The sequence below is a fragment of the Martinezella hainanensis genome (assembly GCF_900094555.1).
GTDB classification, from domain to species: Bacteria; Pseudomonadota; Alphaproteobacteria; order Rhizobiales; family Rhizobiaceae; genus Rhizobium; species Rhizobium hainanense.
In genome coordinates, this window is the sequence record NZ_FMAC01000005.1 from 486,356 (window position 1) to 506,408 (window position 20,053).

17 protein-coding genes are annotated in these 20,053 nt (G+C 57.9%); 11 read left to right on the top strand and 6 right to left on the bottom strand.

Features of this window, described 5'->3' with window-relative positions:
- Window position 1: 1 nt before the first annotated feature.
- On the top strand, window positions 2-835 hold the full coding sequence (locus GA0061100_RS18825; RefSeq protein WP_244557877.1) for a tetratricopeptide repeat protein: 834 nt from the start codon (window positions 2-4) through the stop codon (window positions 833-835).
- Window positions 836-880: 45 nt separating this feature from the next.
- Here GA0061100_RS18825 and GA0061100_RS18830 read toward each other — a convergent pair whose 3' ends face one another.
- A complete protein-coding gene (locus tag GA0061100_RS18830) occupies window positions 881-2,092 on the bottom strand; it encodes a KpsE/RkpR family capsule polysaccharide export protein (protein ID WP_075854230.1) in 1,212 nt (403 codons plus the stop codon).
- 164 nt (window positions 2,093-2,256) lie between these two features.
- Between GA0061100_RS18830 and GA0061100_RS18835 the strand changes: the two genes are divergently transcribed.
- Window positions 2,257-3,066 (top strand): ABC transporter permease, encoded by an 810-nt coding sequence (locus GA0061100_RS18835; RefSeq protein ID WP_083961383.1) that lies wholly within the window; start codon window positions 2,257-2,259, stop codon window positions 3,064-3,066.
- 28 nt (window positions 3,067-3,094) lie between these two features.
- Here the strand turns inward: GA0061100_RS18835 and GA0061100_RS18840 are convergent, their stop codons facing one another.
- The 5 genes from GA0061100_RS18840 to GA0061100_RS35010 all read right to left on the bottom strand — a co-directional run bounded on the left by GA0061100_RS18840 (window position 3,095) and on the right by GA0061100_RS35010 (window position 9,172).
- Window positions 3,095-4,213 carry a DUF6270 domain-containing protein gene (locus GA0061100_RS18840; protein WP_075854231.1) on the bottom strand — a complete coding sequence of 373 codons (1,119 nt, stop codon included), beginning with the start codon at window positions 4,211-4,213 and terminating at the stop codon, window positions 3,095-3,097.
- A 69-nt stretch (window positions 4,214-4,282) separates the two neighbouring features.
- Window positions 4,283-5,335 carry an FkbM family methyltransferase gene (locus GA0061100_RS18845; protein ID WP_075854232.1) on the bottom strand — a complete coding sequence of 351 codons (1,053 nt, stop codon included), beginning with the start codon at window positions 5,333-5,335 and terminating at the stop codon, window positions 4,283-4,285.
- 71 nt (window positions 5,336-5,406) lie between these two features.
- Window positions 5,407-6,774, bottom strand: coding sequence for a glycosyltransferase family 4 protein (locus tag GA0061100_RS18850; RefSeq protein WP_075854233.1), 1,368 nt, complete (start codon window positions 6,772-6,774; stop codon window positions 5,407-5,409).
- The gene (locus GA0061100_RS18855; RefSeq protein ID WP_075854234.1) at window positions 6,771-8,888 is read right to left on the bottom strand and encodes a capsular polysaccharide biosynthesis protein; all 2,118 of its coding nucleotides are present in this window, start codon (window positions 8,886-8,888) and stop codon (window positions 6,771-6,773) included. The genes GA0061100_RS18850 and GA0061100_RS18855 overlap by 4 nt, the downstream gene beginning before the upstream one ends.
- Window positions 8,889-8,911: 23 nt before the next feature.
- On the bottom strand, window positions 8,912-9,172 hold the full coding sequence (locus GA0061100_RS35010) for a hypothetical protein (RefSeq protein ID WP_075854235.1): 261 nt from the start codon (window positions 9,170-9,172) through the stop codon (window positions 8,912-8,914).
- 354 nt (window positions 9,173-9,526) lie between these two features.
- Here GA0061100_RS35010 and GA0061100_RS18865 point away from each other — a divergent pair, with 354 nt between their 5' ends.
- The 9 genes from GA0061100_RS18865 (at window position 9,527) to GA0061100_RS18905 (ending at window position 20,003) form a co-directional block, all read left to right on the top strand.
- Complete coding sequence (locus tag GA0061100_RS18865; protein ID WP_075854236.1) at window positions 9,527-10,732, top strand: KpsE/RkpR family capsule polysaccharide export protein; 1,206 nt, start codon at window positions 9,527-9,529, stop codon at window positions 10,730-10,732.
- The gene (locus tag GA0061100_RS18870; RefSeq protein WP_083961384.1) at window positions 10,729-11,463 is read left to right on the top strand and encodes an ABC transporter ATP-binding protein; all 735 of its coding nucleotides are present in this window, start codon (window positions 10,729-10,731) and stop codon (window positions 11,461-11,463) included. Before GA0061100_RS18865 ends, GA0061100_RS18870 begins: the two co-directional genes overlap by 4 nt.
- Window positions 11,464-12,199: 736 nt before the next feature.
- A complete protein-coding gene (locus tag GA0061100_RS18875) occupies window positions 12,200-13,129 on the top strand; it encodes a helix-turn-helix transcriptional regulator (protein WP_244557878.1) in 930 nt (309 codons plus the stop codon).
- 57 nt (window positions 13,130-13,186) lie between these two features.
- The gene (locus GA0061100_RS18880; protein WP_075854238.1) at window positions 13,187-14,359 is read left to right on the top strand and encodes a polysaccharide biosynthesis/export family protein; all 1,173 of its coding nucleotides are present in this window, start codon (window positions 13,187-13,189) and stop codon (window positions 14,357-14,359) included.
- A 110-nt stretch (window positions 14,360-14,469) separates the two neighbouring features.
- The gene (locus tag GA0061100_RS18885; protein WP_075854239.1) at window positions 14,470-15,333 is read left to right on the top strand and encodes an FkbM family methyltransferase; all 864 of its coding nucleotides are present in this window, start codon (window positions 14,470-14,472) and stop codon (window positions 15,331-15,333) included.
- A gap of 39 nt (window positions 15,334-15,372) precedes the next feature.
- A complete protein-coding gene (locus GA0061100_RS18890) occupies window positions 15,373-16,698 on the top strand; it encodes a glycosyltransferase family 4 protein (RefSeq protein ID WP_075854240.1) in 1,326 nt (441 codons plus the stop codon).
- 18 nt (window positions 16,699-16,716) lie between these two features.
- Window positions 16,717-17,772, top strand: coding sequence for a hypothetical protein (locus GA0061100_RS18895; protein WP_075854241.1), 1,056 nt, complete (start codon window positions 16,717-16,719; stop codon window positions 17,770-17,772).
- 237 nt (window positions 17,773-18,009) lie between these two features.
- Window positions 18,010-18,741 (top strand): response regulator, encoded by a 732-nt coding sequence (locus GA0061100_RS18900; protein ID WP_075854334.1) that lies wholly within the window; start codon window positions 18,010-18,012, stop codon window positions 18,739-18,741.
- Window positions 18,738-20,003 (top strand): sensor histidine kinase, encoded by a 1,266-nt coding sequence (locus tag GA0061100_RS18905; protein ID WP_075854242.1) that lies wholly within the window; start codon window positions 18,738-18,740, stop codon window positions 20,001-20,003. Before GA0061100_RS18900 ends, GA0061100_RS18905 begins: the two co-directional genes overlap by 4 nt.
- The last annotated feature ends 50 nt before the right edge of the window (window positions 20,004-20,053 follow it).

Here is a 20,053-nt window from a genome sequence, read left to right on the forward strand (position 1 = left end):
GTTGAGATTCGCATCGACGCTTCTGCGCGTCGGCCAAGCGGGAAGCGGGGCTGTCGAGGCCCGCACGCCGGTCAACGTTCTGGCCGAGGCGGATGCCGCACGTGATCGGCGCGATTGGGCGACGGCCGCCTTCTATTATCAGCAGGCGCTGCAGCAATATCCCACGCGAGTATCGCTGTTTGTACAACTCGGCCATGCCTGCAAGGAGAATGGCGATTTCGAAGCAGCACTGGAGGCTTATCGGCACTTTCTTGAGGAGGAGCCTGACGATGTCGATATTCATCTGCAGTTCGGCCACCTCTACAATCGAATGAATGAACCGGAGGCAGCGCTTCAATGGTATGAGCGCGCCCACGCGCTTGCGCCGGATGATACCGACATAGCCGGACATCTGAAATTGGCGCGCCTTCGATTTTCGCGCGTCGACATAGAACGCAAGCGACAAAGTGCCATGGAGTTGGTGCAGTCGCGGCGCTGGCCTCAGGCGCGGGCGCAACTGCGCGATCTGGTGGATACGGATGGCGAGATCGATCTGATTGCCGTCTATGCGAATGTGACAAAGGAAGCCGGCGATTTCGACGAGGCGCTGCGGCTCTACGATATCTATCGCGAATATGCGCAAAATCTTGATGCCGCATCGGTAATCGATGTCGAAATCCAGACGGCGCATCTTTACAAGGCGATGCGGGATATAGAAGCGGCCTTGCGATATTACATTCGTGCGCGCGACGCGGAGTTCGGCCTCTATGGCCATGTCACTCCGGATTCGGTTGCCAGCCGTGAGATCCGTGCCTGCATGGCGGAAATCTATACCTGCTTCTGGCATCCCGACTGATACCGCAATTGGTATGTTCCAGCCTCAAGCAGCGCGGCTGCTTCGTCAGCCGGCCTCATGATCCTTGATGGCGGTGAGCATGAGCCAGCCCAGGAGGTAGGCAAGACTCAAGGACAGGAAGACGATCGCAATGTTCTTGAGCGCATAAGGCATCTCTGCCTCATCCGGCATCTGCGGCGGAACGACCACCTCGAGATAAAGTTGCTGACGGCGGGCATCGGCCCTGGCGGCTTCGAGCGCATCGAGGGCGGCAACGAGTGCCTTGTTGGCAAACTCCCGCATCAGGACGAGACTTTCATAATCCGCAATCCTCGGCGCGACTGATTTGTCCGATCCGACCATCTTGGCCCGTTCATTTTCGATCTGCTGCTCCAGAGCAGCGATCTGACTCGTCAGAAAAGGAATGGAATTGCTGTCAGGCGCGGTCTTCCGCGTTTCTGCTAGGCGCGCGCGCGTACTCGCCAGTTCGGCAGTCAGATTGCTGATGAGATCGATCATCGACATGGAGCTGGCGTTTGGATCAATCATCAGCTCTTTGTTTCTGAAGTCCGTTATGTTTCGTTGCGCATCTATGACCCGCTGCTGCGCCTCCTGCACCTCATTGTCGGCGAAACGAACTGCATCGCCGCGAGCGCGGTCGTTCAGGCGTTCGAGCAGATCACCGCCAAGCACCAGCAGCGTAGCATTCAGATCGGCTGCATCCTGCGCGTGAAAGGCGGTCGTGCGCAATACGGTGATGCCGGTCGTGTCGTTGTGAATGACTGAGACGCGATCGGAGTAGTAACCGTAGAGTTCCTCCTCGCTGTTGTTTTCCCAGAACCGTGGAAAGCGCGTCAGCCAGTCCGCTTGCGGACTGCCGAAAATGGCACGTACGGGAAGCTTGCTGGCGAGTTCCTTCAACGCCTGGCGGGAGCGAATGTATTCCTGCACGGAAAACGTATCGTCCTGTGATCTGGTTATTCCGCTGTTCTGCAACAGCGAACCGAAGACGTTGGATGACGGTGGAGCGGCCATGCGAACGACGAAGGATGCTTCCGACACATAGATCGGGGCGGCGACGAAGGCGTAATAGGCGCTGACGACAAGGGTCGGGGCAATGACTGCCAGACCATAGGCGCCCAATCGTTTCGAACGTCTGCGGCGTTTGCCGGCCTTTGCAGGCTTGGCGATCGATCGCGCAATCCTCTGGCGGAAAGGCTGTCGTCTGTGATCCGCATCGGCTGCCTTGCCTTGGGTCTCGGAGTCTATCAGAGCCATGACTGTGCCTCTCTTGATGAATGTCCGCCGCCGCAGATCGATGCTGTGGAGCCGTGGGCGGTAATTGTCCAAGTCCGACGCAATGAAAATTGAGCGCGAAGCCTTCGCCGGTATCGTTGCACCATCGTCCGACGTAGGTGGGACGATGAACAGGAGGCTGCCGCATGCATGACGTATCGATGAATTCCCGCGGTCGTTCGCAATTCACGACCGGATTGAAGATCCAGGGGCGTGTTCTCGGCGCGCTGATCATGCGTGAGATGCTCATCCGCTATGGGCGCGAAAATATTGGCTTTCTCTGGCTCGCACTTGAGCCCATGATCCTGACGACGGGCGTCATGATCATGTGGACCTTGCTTCATCACGAAGCACACGGATTGACGGTCGCCGCCTTCGTTCTGAGCGGCTACATGCCGCTGACGCTCTGGCGCCACATAAGCGGTCACGCAGTCTCTTGCCTGCGCCAGAACTTGCCTCTGATGTATCATCGTCAGATCCGCCTCGCAGACGCACTGATCGCCCGCGCACTTCTGGAAATTGCGGGCACGACCGCGGCTCTCATTGTGGTCTACACAGTCGCGCGTTTGGCGGGAATCATCCCGCCCTTCCAGGATCTCGGCCTGCTTTTGACCGGCTGGCTGTTCATGGCCTGGTTCTCCTTCGCAGTCGGGCTTATCTTTGCGGCGGGTTCGGAGCGGTTCGAGTTCATTGAGAAGTTCATTCCGCCGTTCCAATATCTGACGCTGCCGATCTGTGGCATGTTCTTCATGGTGGCCTGGCTGCCAAGCGGCCCGCAGAAACTGGCGCTCTACGTTCCCACCGTCCATTGCTTCGAGCTGTTCCGTGCCGGCGTCTTCGGTGATACGGTGCAGACCTTCTATGACGTCGGCTATCTTCTGAAATGCTGCCTGTTCACCACGGCCGTCGGCCTCTTTCTGGTCAACATGGCGCGCAACCACATCAAGTTCGAATGATGCGACGATCATCCCGCTCCTCACCGCGCTATTGCTGCTTGGCATAGTGAGGCACCTGGCTCTGGAATTCGAAGGAACGCAGCAGCGTTTCACGCAGCTCGCCGCGGTTGTGCAGAGCATAGTGATTGAGAAAAGTTTCTGCAGATTCCGGCTCGCGTCCAAGAATCCAACGAAAGGCGGCAACGACGTCGTGGGAATCGATCGGATCGACGAAATGACTGTGAGCGGGACTGCTGATTTTCGCGAAAAGATAGGGTAGTGCCCCATGCAGAATATCGAGGCTGAATCGGTGAAGGTTCGGGTTCGACAACGCAGTCTTAGTGAAAGCATCCATAAGGCCGGAGTAGTTGGTCAGGATCGAGACCAGGTCGCTGGAGCGCGGCAAGCCTTCGAAACCGCCATCCGCATGGAAGCGCCCCGCCATCTCCTTCCAGACCTCGGCGGAATAGTGCATTGGTGCAGGTCCATAGAGGGCGGTGTCGTCGGAATAAAGATCGACGGGCGGCGTCAGTACCCGGCTGTTTTCAATATGCTCCAGGCAGAGGTCCACCAGCATGCGCGACATCGGATAGCGCATCTGCCAGCGGCAAAAGTCGATCATATAGGTATTGCTGTCGATGAGCGTGCCGCGATAATCGGCGGTGGGCGGAACATCGAGCAGAATCAGTCCTGTATCGGGAAGTTCCGTATTCACGAAATCGCAAAATGCTCGCATTGCCTCGATCACGTGCGTCCAGAATTCGCGGCAGCCGAAGGGGATGATCTTGAAGATGCCGAAAGCTTCCCGCTGCAGATCCGGTCCCGCCTCCAATAGTTCATAGGGCACTGTCAGCAAGGTGTTTCTGTAGCGCATGAGCGAGGCGCGCGTGATGCGGCTGAAATCGACAACAAGCATTTTCGGGGCTGCCTGCTTCAGTCGCTCCCTGAAGCCCTTGCGCGCTTCGAAGTGCAGCTTTTTCTTGATCGGCTCAGGCCATGCCTCGATCGCCTTGAGGCTTGCTTTTCGTTCGTCCATGAAGCTGGCAATGTTGATGCCGTAGCAGAAGAACGGGATTCTGCTATCCGGAAAGGCGTGGCGGACGAACTCCTCGCTCGGGCACGAGCCGTAGTAGGCGACCTCAGCTATGTCATTGACCCGTTTGCTCAATCATGTCTCCGTATTAAATGCCGACGCCGGCATCTTACGCCCGAGCCGCACAGTCGGGCATTGATAGGGCTAAAGCGCCGGCTCGCGCTGACGCTGTTTTTTTGCCTTCGTCGACCCCAGTGTCAGCCCAAGCCGCTGAAGGCTTTCGCTGACACCGTCGATACGATCGTCATGGACGGCCAGAATGTTCGCCACCGTGCCGACCTGAAAATTCAAGTCGAGCTCCTCGGGTGACGTCATCTGCGTCAGCCTATTTTGTGCGCTGTTCCAGATGTGGTAACCGCGCTCTGTGAGTTGGTGGTGGATAGCACCGGGCGTCGTTTTCGACAGCACAGAGAGCATGTCGCGGTTGATCTCCATCAAGAGCGAGGGCTTATGTGCGGAGAGCGTTTTCTGCGCTCCTTTCAGGAACAAGCCTTCCGCACCCTCGATATCGACCTTCATGACATCGGGCCGCAGGCTGCCGACGACGCCGTCGAGCGTCTCGACCTTGGTCATGCGCCCGACCCTGGTGTCGGCGGAATTTGTCACCAGCCGCGTCGCGCCGGCATTGACCGTGTCCTCGGCATTGTTGAGCTGTAATTCGCCTGGTGCATCCGCAAGGGCAAGCTGGCGAACGCTGACGCGATCCTCAAAGCCGTTCTCGAGGATCGAGCGATTGAACAGATCCCAGAGCTTCGGCAGCGGCTCGAAGGCAAGGACCGTTCCTTTGAACGTCGGATGGGCGGCAATGGAGAGCGAGTAGTATCCGACATTGCCGCCGACATCGATGAACTGCCCGGTTTCGGGCAGAATGGCCTTGACGAGATCGACATCGAATTTCTCGTATTCGCCGCTCATGATGCCGAAGGATATGTGATACTGGCGCAGATCGAGATACAGCTTGAAATTGTATTTTGTCTCGAACAGAACGAAAAGCGATTTCGGCACGAAGTTATTGAAGAGCAGTTCGCTGTGGCGCTGGTGGAATTCGTAGGAGCTGAGGAAACGCCGACGATGCTCGTCCAGAGAAATATCCGTCAGCTGCAGCAGATTCTGCCCGATGGCGTTGCGCTCGTCCTCGTTCATTGCACGGCCGAGGATGAATTTGTAGCAGTTCTCGATGTCGTAAAAGCTTGTCACTTCGCTGCTCCCACGTCTTGCTGACCAATTGGATTTGTCTTGTTGCTGCCTTTTGTCTGCATTGTTGCCTCTCACTGCAAAGCCGCCGACGGCGATGTTCTCTCGATGCGTCGCGAGGCCCGCTGGGCAGCGTGGCGCCGAGCCGAAAGATCGGCTTCGATCAGCGTCTCCAAATCATCGAAATGCGTGTCCCATCCGCTTGGCTGGCTAGGCTTGGTCCGGCGTTGCGGCGAGGCGGCGATCATGTCGAGGGCGGCTCGCCAGCTCAGCCCGTCCAGGGGATCGAGGAAGATGGCAGGTTGACCGGCCGCGGCTTCGCGATGGGCGCTGATGTTGGAGGCGACGACAGGTGTGCCAAGTGCAATGGCCTCGGCGACGGGCATGCCGTAACCCTCTGTGAAGGAAGGGGCAAGAAGGGCGGCCGCGCCAGCGACCAGCCGCGCCAAGGCGGCATCTTCCAGGCCAGGTACTTCGATGACGAGTCCAGGCAGGGCAGGGCAGCGCTCCAGCATCGCCAGGATATGGCTGTTTTCCCATCCCCTCTTGCCGACGATGACCAGCCGTGGGGCCATCGGCCCGTCGCGCTCGGCCAGATATTGCCACAGATGCAGCAATAGAATGTGGTTCTTGCGCGGCTCGATCGTTCCGAGCGTTACGAAATATGGCATTCGCGGACGCGCTATGTCTGATGACGGCGACAGAAAGCACTGTTCGACACCAGGCGGCAGCACGGCGATCGAGGGCAGCTTTCTGTTGCTTTCCTGGGCAAAGGTGCGCAAGGCGCGAGCCGTTACCTGAGAGTTGCAAAGCACCAGAGACGCATGTTTCAGCACGGTCTCCATTCTGCGACGATGCCGCTCCGGCTCCTCCGGTCTGACGAATTCAGGATGCGATAACGGAATGAGATCATGGACGTAGAAGACGCCGTTCCGACCGGTTTCTCGAAGCCAGGAGAAAGCCGATGTCCGTTCCAGCCGGCTGTGCGATACGTGGACGAAAGACGCCCTATCCGGCAGCGTCAGGCCATGGGCGAAATGATTGGCAACGGCATGCACGATCTTGCGCAGCTTTTGCGTATGGGCCTCGCCCGCTTTCACTTCCGATGCTGCCTGCCATCTGATCTTGCCATCGATAGCCGCGAAAATCCGATCGAGAAGGGCGGCCTGCGAGGACGATATTTCCGTCGCTGCCCAGCGGCTGTTGAGGATGGAGACCAGCCTGTCTGCTCGTTCGGAGGGAACGGTGACGGCGCCACTGTGGCTCGTTTCGATAAACCAGGAAGGCTGCGGAAACGCCTCGAGATTCGTCAGAGCCGCTTGTTTGCGGCGCTCGTTCAGCCAATTCGCATAGTGAAGCTCATAGCGATCGATACCCGTTGGCGTCGGGCAATGCGCCCGTTCCATCAATCGCGAGATATCCATAACGACCGGCTTCGTCATGTTTTTCTAGCCTCGAGCATGTGTATAGCCTGTGCCAGCCAGCGCCGCCGTGACGGATTGGGAGCCGTGCCCAGACGGGAGCGATAGAGCTCGTCAACCACGTCTTCTGCTTCACACGGAAGATTGGTGATGTTCGACCAGTATCGCGGATAGAGGATGAGGGTGCCGGCGACGAGTGCGTCGAGCGTTAAGGTGCGCTTTCGCCGCAACGAAACAACCGCATCGTGTGTGAGTCCCCAACCGGCATAAAAGGGGAGGCCGTGACACCATACCGGCTTTTCACGCAGCAGCGCCTCGAACCCGATCTGCGATGTCGCGACATGAACCTCGTCGACAACGCCGAGAAGATTATCCAGATCGACATTGCCGATAACAAGATCGGCAGCCTCCGCGGGCAGGGATGGAGGCGAATGGCGGCCAGCCGCCTTGGCCAGAAGATCAGGATGCTGCTTGTAGATGATAAATGCCTCTGGTCTTGCGTGCCGGACGGCTTTGAGGAGCTCGATATCGGATGGATGACTTGCCATGCCAAACCGCAGCGAAGCGTCGTTCGGCACCTGCCCGGCCACCAGAACGACGTTGCGGCCTTCGGCGAGAGCACGATAATCCGGCGCTGGCTGCGGCGGCAGGTTGTATTTCGTGATGCCCATCGAGACGATGGCCTGCCGCAGGCGCTTTGCCCGCGCAAGAAGCGCGTCGTCGAAATTCGTGCTGTTCAGGATCATCTCCAGCTGGCTTGGAGCGGAGGCATCGAAATAAATGCCTTGATCGTCGAAGCAGAGCGAAGATGGAGGCACCAGCGAGCTGCCGAGGCCGGATGAGCGAATGAAGCCGTCTTCAACCCGAATGATCGGCAATCTCTTGCCCTGCTTCCACAAAGTGGATTCATCAGGAGGGGTGGCGTTCCCCCAAAGGACGATGGTGTCGGCACTCTGGATCTCTGAGACGCCCGGATCGGTGGCGAACTGCACCTGCGATCGGGGGCTGTTCAGATAGCGGCGCATGACTGCACGTTTGTGAAGCGAGAAATTGACGCAAAGGTAACGGCCGGTCAGTGATCGGGCACGGATGCGCCATTCAAGTAGTCGTTCGACCGCCTGCTCTGCCATGATCTGGCTACGGGAGACGGGATCGACATAGCGGGAATATTGAAAGAGCGTGGCAGCGGCAAACTCGTCTATGCTGACATGGCGTCCACGACGCAAGCGTGCCGTCGTTGCCACCGTGCCTTCGGCGCGATCTGCAGTCAGCCCCCAGCCGGCATAGGCGGGCATGCCGAAGGTGACGACGGGTATTTTCCGCAGAAGCGCTTCCAGCCCGAGTTGGCTTGATACGGTCCAAACTTCATCCACCACATCCAGCAGCGAATGTGTCGAGACAGGGCGGTCCACAAGCTGCACTCCTGCCGTCTGGGCAAGAGGTTGAAGAAAGCCCCGGGCCTGGCCCGCGACGACTTCGGGATGGCATTTGACGATGATGTCGGCATTCTCCTCGGCAAGAGCCGCCGTCCACATTCTTGCGAAGGTCGCTGCATCTGCACCGGCACTTTCCACAGTGCGATTTCCGACTACCTCGTCGACAAGCAGAATGCGCCTGCGACGGCTTGGGCGAAGTGAAATGGCCTCGTCCCGTAGGTGATTGTCTTGGGACAGTCGCTCGCGGATGATCCATCGCCGCAGGTCGCCGGCACGCTGAATATCCGTGTCGGACGGCGCATTTTGAAGCAGCGCCTCCAATCGCGAAGGTTGACGGGCGGAAGAATGAATGCCGAGATCGTCGGCGACGATGGAGATCGGCGACGTGACGTCCGGACCGGTTGATTGGAGAAAGCCACCTGCCATTGTCCAGAAGGGCAGACGTAGCACCTGCGCATAGAGACGTGCCAGACGAGCAAGCGGTCCATCCCCCCATCCGACGACACCATCGGCGGCACCCATCGTCAATTCGATCGGCTTGAGCGACGCGGAGAAGGCAGGACCGATGAGAGGAAACTGCCGACGTGTCGGAAGGAAGGCGAGCAGTCGCGCGTTGGTCGGGGGCAACCAGGACGGCGGCTCACTTGTCTTTACCGAAGACCGCGTCTCCTGGGGAAAGATCGTCGAATCCATGCGCATATGAGTCCCCCCAAGTGTGTCTGCTAAGAGCGATGGCTCGCGCTTGACCGAAACAGCCTGCGATGTCCGATCACGGCTGGTTGCATGAGTGGAGCCGCTTTCGGGGGCATGAAACGCAAATGTAGTTGGGTGACATCTTCCGGTATCGCAGATGCGAGTTTGCGCCGCCTACCCACGAGAAATTTCAAAAGGCTGCGGCGAATCCGGCCGATCAACAGGTCTCCACGACCATCCGAGGCAAAGTTGCTGCCGACATGTTTTAAAATGCCTCCGAGCTTTTCCATTCCGAATTCCTTGAACCAGCAAAGAGGGTGAAACGGCTAATCGAATGGCAGTTATTGCCGCCACAATTCGGCCTCGCCATACGGATCGCGTCGCTAAAGTATTAATTGCGACACAAGGCAAATTATTCTTGTTTCTGTATGTAAAAATTTCGGAAGCGCGGAAATATATTTGACTTTCAAAGGATATATGGGAATCTCTCGCAAAGTAAATTGCCGTCGAAATCGTCGCGCGTGTTGTTCGGAACGACGAACCGAAACGATGGGAACCGGCTGACTGCAGTTGCCTGATCGGAGCTCCGGAAAGGCAACCGTGGAGTGGTCTCGACCATTCCAAGAGAGATTTGATGGTCCCAAATGAGCCGTATCGAGAATAACAAGGAATTCACTGATTTCGTTAGGCTGGTGGATGCACGCTCTTCCGGCGTCGTCATAGGTCAACCAGTTTCCTGGCCGCGTTCTGTTGCGCGATGGGCTAGATCGCAGCTGCTGCTGTTGCTCATCGTCGTCGTTCCCGGTCTGCTTGGGGCGGTCTATTACGGTTTCATCTGCGCCGATCAGTATGTTTCCGAAACACAGTTCGTCGTGCGCAGTCCGAACCGGAATGCCGCGGGGCTGCTCAGCGGCTTTCTCCAGAGCACCGGCTTCGTTCGCGCGCAGGACGACAGCTACATCGTCACCGAGTTCATCAAGTCACGCGCCGCTGTCGACGCCTTGGTAAAGAGAGATGGCCTGACCGGGATCCTCTCCCGTCCCGAAGGAGACATTCTCAGCCGCTACCCGTTACCTTGGGCCGAAGCCAATAACGAGGAGCTGTATCAGCACTACCTTCGTTTCATCAATGTGCGCACCGACAGTGGCAGTGGCGTAACGACGCTGGATGCGCGCGCATTTCGTGCTGAAGACGCCTATCGCTTGGCCAATGCCCTGGTTCAGCATGCGGAAGAACTCATCAACCGCCTTAATGATCGGGCGCGCGAGGATGCCATCCACTACGCACAGATCGAAGTGAATGACAGCCAGGCAAGGCTGTCCAACATGCAAAAGAGCCTGACGGACTTCCGCAATCGTGAAGCGCTTGTCGACCCAAGCAAGCAATCGTCTGCCGCCTTGGACATGATTGCACGACTTTCGGACGATCTGGCCGACAGCAAGGCGCGTCTTTCGGCGCTGGAATTGCAGGCGCCGCAAAGTCCACAGGGGGAAGCGCTGAGAGCGCGCGTGGCGGCGATGGAGCGCCAAATCAGTGATGAACGGGCACGTATCGTCGGTAGCGACGGCTCGATGGCGCCTCGCATCGCGCAATATGAGCAGCTGCTGCTGGAGAGGGAAATGGCAGCAAAGATGCTGACGTCGGCCACCGTTTCCCTGGAAAATGCCAGGATCGATGCGCAGCGGCAACAATTGTATCTGGAGCGAATCGCTGATCCGAATTTGCCCGATCATGCGCTGTACCCGAAACGGTTCGGTTCGTTTCTGATGCTGCTTGCGGTTTGCTTCGCGACGTTCTGGATTGTGCGCTTCTTCATGATCCAGGTATATGAGCACGCGGCTCAGCAATGACCGGTCTCCCTTCCAGTCTCACGCAAATCGCCTCCTCGGTGGCACCCGCGCCGAAGAGCGAAATCCCCTGGCATGAAGATGGCATTGTCGGCGTGTTCGACCTCGTCAAGGAATACGAAGTGCATGGCCGGATGCGCCGCGTGGTCGACGGCGTTACATTCAAGATCGGTCGCGGCGAAAAGATCGCCGTCCTCGGACACAACGGGGCCGGCAAGTCAACGCTCGTACGCATGATTGCAGGCATAGAGGAGCCGACGTCGGGCAAGGTCGTACGCAACATGTCGATGTCGTGGCCCATTGCCTTGAGCGGTGGCTTCGGTGGCTCGATGACTGGCTTCGACTGCATGCGCTTCCTGTCACGCATCTATGACAAGCCATTCAACGAAATTCGCGATCTGGTAGAGGATTTCAGTGAGCTTGGCCGCTATCTGCGCATGCCTCTCAGGACCTATTCCTCAGGCATGCGGGCGAGGCTGGCCTTCGGCATGTCGCTTGCCATCGATTTCGATTGCTATCTCATCGACGAGGTATTGGCCGTTGGCGACAAGCGCTTCCAATCACGTTGTTTTGAAGAGCTTTTCGTCAAGCGCAAGGATCGCTCGATGATCATTGTGGGACATAATCTCAATGTGATCGGCGATCTGTGCAAATCGGCGCTCGTGTTGAAAAATGGCCGCGGTCGCGTCTTCGACGACATCGATGCGGCGTTTCGCATCTACTCCACATTGTAGATCGCCCGGCAGATGGTTGTGCGGATCGATAACAGTAATGCACGCCATATTTGCAAATTGATACAATATCGAACCTTAGATGCACGGCGCCTCCGTGCTTTCCAGGGTCCGGTTGTTACCTGGGCAGCGGCATCACGAGCCGCAACACAGGCTTCCGCCTAAGCCTTCTGATGTATTAGAATAATTGAAATGAAAGTCGCGTGTAAATTGTCTTTGGCCGTGAACATGGATGGTTCCGGGGTACCTCATTTTATCCGTGGGCCTGGTACGCGCAACAATCATCAGACTAGCCAGTCGAGATAAATTAGTAACTACTTCTGCAACCTTTGACCGTAGCCATGTTGAATAATATTTGCCGATGTCGATGTATTTTGTCCGATATCGTCGTTCGAGATATTCAACCTGTGGCAGCGCTACGAAGAGGTAGGATTCTGTATAACATCGTCACTATCTGTACTGTCGTGCTAAAATTCATCGTGCTAATTTAATAATCAATAATGCAACTTGCGATGAACGATCTTGCATCTCGAAGTGGGCGCGGGAGCAAAGCAATGGAGTCGTCATAACGAACGCTAGAAAAATGTAGCCTAGATAGAAATCACGTGTTAGCGATGGCTAATATGCAACCTGAGATTTTGAGTAGGATTAGCGGATGGCGATGTTGGAAAGAGTTGTCGAGCAATGCGTTGGCACTTTCGAGGTGTATTCCCGGGATGCAATCATTCGCAACCTTGACATGCTTGAACCAAACTGGAAATGGACGGTTCCCTCGGAAACCTCGGGCGATTATTCTTTCAAATTCAGCAAGCAACCGCTTCAGTCGGCCTCGATCATAAGCGCCGAACATTCGGCCGGCCTCGAGGGGATCGCAAAGCAGGATTTGCCGCGCGTCAGTATCGTATTTGTTCTCGCGGGTGAGATCGAGATCAATCACCGACGAATGCGCAAGTCCTTGCGCATTCCCGCCAACTATGTCGCCAGTATTAGCGACCGTGCGGGCAAGCGGCTGGAGATCAAGCCACGCAGCTCCTGGCTGCTGTTTCAGATTCCGGAATCCGTAATCCGGCAGCATTTCGAAGAACTGACCGGCAAGCCTTACGTGCAGGAATTTGCGCTGGCACCGGTGAGCTTCCGCCAAGGTGGCGCACAAGGGCTCTATCAAACACTGCGCCAGGCCGAGAAGGATTTGACAACCGCTCGTCAGACCGAACGGATGATGCTCGCCAAGGCTTATAGCGAGCTCCTGCTGGTCAAGTTGTTTGCCAAGCTGCCGCACAATCTGTCCGATGCCTTCAATCGCGGCACGCTTGAAAACGCGCCTCGGCAGCTCCTGAGGGCGGAGGCGTTCATGCGCGACAATCTGCATAATGCCATCATGCTGGAGGATCTCGCCCACGCTGCAAGCTGCAGCCCGCGAGCGTTGCAGCGCATGTTCAAAACCTATCGTGGCGATACGCCCATGGGGATACTTTGCAACTACCGGCTGGCTGCGGCACATGGCGCCATCAAGGGCGGTCAGGCCGAAAGCATCACCGATCTTGCCATGAGTCTGCAATTCTCCAATCCCGGGCGGTTCTCCGTTCTCTACAAACACGCCTATGGCTCCAGTCCTTCGTCGACCCTTCGTTTTACCCGGGAGCGCAGCGACGATGCCGGAACGGCCTAGCCTGCCTCGCACGAGAGTGCTTCGTCAAAACTGTCTCCATGCCATTCAGGATCGTCGATGCCGTTGAAGTTCGGATTATTGTGCGTTCTCGCCTGCGTTCTTACGGGCTGTGCTTTACCGGAGGCCGGACCCAAGGCCTCTCGCATATTGGAAGAGGCGGCAGCACGCACCATGCCGCCGTTTGCGCTGGTCGATGTGACATCGACGGCGATAGTCAGGAACGTTGTTCGACCCGAGGCCAGCTTCGCGGCCTATTTCGGCGAGGGTGCGCGTGATCCCGGCTTGAGGATCGCCGTCGGCGATGTCGTCTCCGTCAGTCTTTGGGAGGCGCCGCCTGGAAGTCTGTTCGGAACGGCGTCCAGCGCTTCAGGTCAGCAGCAGGCGACCGGCAGTTCGGTTACGATCCCGCCTCAAACCATCAATAGCGACGGGACAATCAGTATTCCCTATGTGGGGCGCATCAATGCGGTCGGCCGCACGCCCGCAGCTGTCGAACGAGCCGTGATCTCCGGCCTTGTCGGCAAGGCGGTGCAGCCGCAGGCGCTGGTAACCGTGCAGCAAAGCGCCTCGAATACCGTCACTGTCACCGGCGAGGTCGCCGGTGGCGCGCGTGTTGCGCTGTCACCCGCCGGCGATCGCGTGCTTGATGCCATCGCTGCTGCAGGAGGATTGCGCGCCGGCGTCAATGATAGCGTCGTCTATCTGACGCGGGGACGCCGCACAATGCATCTGCCCTTCACCGCGATCGTTCAAAATCCGCGTGAAAACGTAAGATTGCGACCTGAGGACGTGGTCACTGTCGTCCGGGAACCGGTCACCTACACGATTCTCGGTGCATCGGGCCAGAACGGCGAGGTGCCCTTCAGTGCACAGCATTTGACCATGGCGAATGCCGTTGCGCGCGCGGGAGGGTTGCAAGATACCCGTGCCGACGCCTCGGGCGTCTTTCTCTTCCGCTACGAGCCGCTTGATGTCGCTCGTCGCATCGTTGCCCCGAACAATCCGCTGCTCCGCAGAGGCGTGGCCGTTCCGATCGTCTATCGGTTCGATCTGAAAAACGGCTCGACGCTGCTCGCGATGCAGAACTTCGAAGTCCAGCCGCGGGATATCATCTACGTCTCCAATGCGTCCTCGATCGATATTCAGAAATTCATGGGCCTCTTCCAGGGCGTCACCGGAACGGCACTGTCGGCGGCATCGGTCGGCATAGCTGCATCCACGGCAAACTGAGGGCCGTGTGAAGGACCGAGAGAGGGGCGGAAGGGTGACTCGCTGGGATTTCATGACGTTGGCCAGCCTGCGAGAATACGCGGCAGGCATGCCGGACCGAGAGAGATAAAATGAGTTCTTCGGCACTGCTACATCTTCATGAATTGATGGCTTTCGACAGGCATCAGGCCGAGGCTGCGATCCTGCAGCGGGTCAGCAGCGCCTATCTTGGAAGTCATACGGCCCTGGTCCGCGTCCTCGGTCGCTACAAGCTCTACATCGATACCCGCGACAGGGGCTTCGGCTCTCACGTTCTTCTGGACGGTTTTTGGGAAATCTGGCTGACGTTGTTTTGCGCACGTAACGTCAAGCGCGGCATGACCGCGATCGATGTCGGCGCGAATTTCGGCTATTACTCTCTTTTGCTTGCCGAGCTGGTGGGAGCCAAAGGCGAGTTGATCGCCGTCGAACCCAATCCGCATGCGGCTGACTTCCTGCGTCGCAGCATCGAGCTCAATGGGCTGCTCGACCGGACGCGGATCGAAAGGCTGGCGCTCGGCGCCACAATAGCGGGCGAAGCATCCTTTTACATTCCCCATAGCGAGCCGAAAAACGCGCTGATCGTTTCAGAGGCTTTCCAGCCTCATGCCCGGGATGGCGCAGTCATCAAGGTTCCCGTGACCACTCTCGATCGATTGGGGGACGCCTGCTCGCGTGTCGATTTCATAAAGATCGACGCGGAGGGGGCTGAGCAAGTCATCCTCGAAGGAATGAGCGAAACCATTGCCCGTCACAAGCCGATGCTCGTCGTCGAGTTCAATCCTGGCCGCTATGCCGACGCGCACGGTTTCCTCGAGCGTCTTGCCGGCATCTATGGGTCGCTGCGGCGCCTCGATTTCAGCGGTGAAGCCGTTCCGGTCACCGGCGAGGACTTGCTTTCGAAATATGGGGCCGACGATTCGCTGCTCGTCCTGTCGCGTGACAAACCAGCTTGAGAGCGAAGAGGGATTCCAGATGCTGAAGGAGAGGTGGGAGTGAGCCAGACGATCCTTTACGACGGCCTCAATCTTTCTCTGAAAAAAGGCACTGGTGTTGCGACCTATACCCGCAGCCTGATGTCGACCGCCCAGTCCCTCGGCTATCAGACGGGGGTGGTTCATGGAATACCGGGAAACGTCCCGAAGGACCCTGTCCTGCGGGAAGTGCTGCTATTCGATGACGCCAGCGCCCGCGTTCCTGGTGCCGTTGCGATCGCAAGGCGCTGGCTGCGGCGTCGCATCGCCGCCCCGTTCGGCGTCAGGCCGGTTCCGATCCCGTTGAGCGGCACTGTCATTCTGAAATCACTTCAATCGCAATTCGGTACTTCCGACGCGGTCTATGCAGCCAATGACCTGTTTCAGCTCGCGCGATATCACTTCAAACGCTACGGCAACAGTCTCACGATGAAGTTCGAGATCCAGCCGGATCTTCTCCATTGCACCTATCCGATGCCGATCGCGGCGAAGAGGGCGTTGAATATATATACGATCCATGATCTCGTTCCCTTGCGGCTGCCCTATCTGACCGAGGACGACAAGCGCTATCACTACAAGATGCTGCGTTCACTGGTCCGGCGAGCCGATCATATCGTGACAGTCTCTGAAACCTCGCGCGCCGATATCATCAAGGTTCTGGGCGCCGATGAGGCGCGCGTCAGCAATACCTATCAGGCCGTTCACGTGCCGGAGCGACTTCGCGAGAAGCCGGCCGATGTAGTCGCCGACGAAGTTGCCGGTATCTTCCATCTCGATTGGAAGGGTTATTTCCTTTTCTTCGGCGCTTTCGAGCCGAAAAAGAACATCTCTCGGCTGATCGAGGCCTATCTCGCCGCAAAGACATCCAAGCCGCTTATCATCGTCGGTGCTCCGGGATGGAAGGGCGCGGAAACGCAGCAGCTCATCGATGATGACCGGTTTCGCTTCTATCTTCGCGCGGAAGACCGCATCCTGCCGCAACGGCAGATCCAGCGCTTCGATTTCGTGTCCTATCCTTTGCTGATCAGTCTGATCAGGGGTGCGCGCGCGGTGCTATTTCCCTCGCTTTACGAAGGTTTCGGCCTGCCGGTGCTGGAATCCATGCAGCTTGGAACGCCGGTCCTGAGCTCCACGGAAGGATCGATCCCCGAAATAGCCGGAAATGCCGCGCTGCTGGTCGATCCCTATGACACGGAGGAGATGCGCAAAGCGATCGTCAGTCTGGATCAGGACGATGGGTTGTGCGCCTCGTTTGCCAAGTCCGGCCCCAGGCAGGCAGCCCGTTTTTCAACGGATCGATATCAGCAGAAGGTGAGCGCGCTTTATGACAGCCTCTTCAACGGATAGCCGCAGGAAGGGTGGGCCATGACCATCCTCTTTGCATTCGGGATGCCGGGCGTCATGTCCTCCTGGGGCGTTGCCGCAGTGCATGCTTTGGCCCGCGAAGCCTTCGGCGACTATGCGATCATCGCAACCGATACGGTGGAGGACCTCAAGCAGCATGTCGTAGCGCAAACGGGCATGCATGCCGTTCTCGTCTCGCAATTTCCGGAAGCCAGGCTTTCGGAATTGATCCTCAGGGTCAATGTGCCGTTTCTATTGTTTCTCGAGGATCCTCTCGACGCGGTTTCATATCTGGCTCGAGCAACCGAGCAACGGGATATTAGTCTGGTCAGGGCCGTCTCGGCCAGCCTTGCCTGCCTGGAGCCACTGGCGAGCGCCTCGGGAGCGCTCATCTTGCGTCGCAACGACATCGATCAAAAGGGCAGCATAGATCTGCTTCTGAAGACGATAGACCGGCATTTCAGTACGGATCTCAAACTTGAGCAGATTGCAAATGCGTTGCTGCATGTCGGTATGGCGCCGGCCGGACAGCCGTCGCATGCCGAGCCACCGAAACTGGAGGAGGCTGCGGCGGCGGTGATCGCCGGATATCTCATGCCACAGGAGGCTGTGCCGGAGGTCAGCGAGGCTCTGCGCGAGACGGCAAGGAAAGTTCTTCGTCCCTTGGAATTTGACCGCCGGGAAAGCTCGGGCGCCACCATCTTCTGGCCTCAGGAGACATTCCTGTCCGGCGACAGCTTGGGGCAGACCCTGGATGAGCTTGTGGACCTCACCGGGGGAGCCCGTTGCCTTATCTATGGCCCTTATCTTCACTTGCCGACAGGTCGCTGGAATGCGAAGTTTGTTTTCGATGTCGACGAAGACTGTCAGGGGCAGATCTTCACCGTGGAGGTACATGCGGCCGAATTGCTGGGGAGGCTGCGTGTTCGCCCGGAAGGCACCGGCTCGTTCGAGGCGGCGGTACCGGTCAATATTGTCGATCCGCGTGTGCCGATCGAAATTCGACTGATGATGGATAGCGGTGCCATCGAAGGGCGGCTTTCCGCCTGGAGCGTCGAATGGTTGCGGGCGGCCTGACAGCCGGCATGCCGCGGCCTTTGAAGGCCACCGGTAAGCAGAGGCTTTCGCCGCGTTGACGCATCAACTGTAGCGGATTTCATTTTTCGCGAATTATTTTGTTACCCAACATTTCCAGTGCCGGGAATTTTGTAAACGAATGTTTCTAGGCCGGATTTTTCCGTATTGGCGCCGCAAAACCCTTCTTTTCAGGCAAACCATAGTTTGTATAAGAATTGAGAAAACGGAATGAAGCCCATGAACGCCAGCGCCGCACCCGATATTCTGATAGTCGACGACGACCACGAAATACGATCGCTCCTGAGCAGATATCTCGAGGAGCAAGGTTTCCGCGTATCGACGGCAAGCGATCTGCGCGGATGCAACGATGCGCTCAACCGGCGTCATCCGGATCTCCTCGTCCTGGATGTCATGCTTCCTGATGGGTCGGGCCTCGATCTTTGCCGCGATCTGCGAAACCGCCGCCCCCGGGTGCCGGTCATTCTGCTGACCGCCCTGAAAGAGGACATAGATCGCATTCTCGGTCTTGAGATCGGCGCCGACGACTATCTCGGCAAGCCGTTCAATCCGCGTGAACTGGCCGCACGCATCCGTGCGGTCCTGCGCCGCACGAACGAAGATTCCTCATTGGAGCCTGAGCAGAGGCGCTATCAATTCGCGAGCATGCTGCTCGATCCGCAGCTTCGCCGGGTCAGCAGAGAAAACGGCGAGGTGATTTCGCTGACGGGCGCTGAGTTCGACCTTCTGAAGGCTTTCCTGGAGCGTGCAGGCCGGCTCTTGTCGCGTGATCAGTTGCTCGACCTGACGCAGGGACGCGATCGCGATCCGGCTGATCGCTCGATCGACGTCCTGATGAGCCGGCTGCGCCGCAAGCTTGGGGAAACGATAGAAGAGCCCATCTTCAGGACAATCCGCAATGGAGGCTATCAGCTCGTCGTTCCGGTAACGGCTATCAAAGGCGATTCATGAGGTCGCTTGGCGCGCGCTTGGCGCTACTTTTGATGACCGCTATCGTTCTGGTCGTCATTTCCTCGTCCTTCGTGGCAAGCCTCGTCATGCGCGGGCCACGCCCGGATATGACAGTCGAACGGATGGCCCATCAGCTCTCCATTCTTGCCACTTTCGCAGAGAAGGACAGAACCACGGCGGCATCGGCCGGATTGGTCGTCGCCCCCGGGCCTGCTGAAGGTCAACGCGACGAAGAATTGTCCCGTTTTCTGATGGAGGCTCTGCTTCGAATATCCGGCATGCGCGAGGCTGTCATAGTGCGCCAATCGACAGGCGAGATGATCGCGTCGCTGAAGCTTACCGACGGCAACTGGCTGATCATGCCGATGCCGGACCACGGTCCGCCGCCGGGTGGATGGAAAATCCTTGTGGGATGGCTCGGCCTCATCATCATCGGCAGCGTGCTCGTCTCCATATTTGCCGCCTCGAAGATCATGAAACCTCTGCGTTTGCTTGAAGAGGCAGTGGCGGCGATCAATCCCGACGGTACCTTGCCGCATATAGCGGAAAGCGGGCCGGGAGAAATTCGTGCGACTGCACAGGCGCTCAATGGCCTGTCTGCCCGGGTGAAGGCCGCCACTGAAAGCCGCATGCGGCTCGTTGCTGCCGCCGGACACGATCTGCGAACGCCGATGACCCGGATGCGCCTGCGGGCGGAGTTCATCCGGGATGACGAAGAGCGGCGTAAATGGTTTGCCGATCTCGAGGAGCTCGACAGGATCGCCGACAGCGCCATAGGGTTGGTCCGGGAGGAGATTTCCAAGGACAGCCTGGAACAGGTCAGGCTCGACAAGATCGTCGACGATATCGTCACGGAGCTGAAGGCAATCGATATGAACGTCGAGAGCGGCGAACTGGAGCAGGCAACGATCTGCGCAGGTCCTCTTGCCGTCACCCGAGCCTTGCGAAATCTGCTCATCAATGCGGCAACGCACGGCCAGTCGGCGACGGTGACGGTGACGCATCTTGGCAATAAAGCCGTTGTGCGAATTGTCGATACCGGACCCGGCATTCCGGAGGATCGGCTCAATCAGGTGTTCGAGCCCTTCTTCCGGATCGACATCGCAAGGCAAAGATCTTTTCCAGGCGCCGGCCTTGGCATGGCCATCGCGCGTGAGATCATCACCCGATTCGGGGGCGAGATCACGGTGCGTAACCGTCAGCCGCGTGGATTGGAGCAGGTGGTATCGTTCAAGAACGCCGAGGCCAAGGTCGCAAGCTAGCGCGATCGGCGCCAACCAAATCATCGTTGCATCGCGATTTGACCATCCTT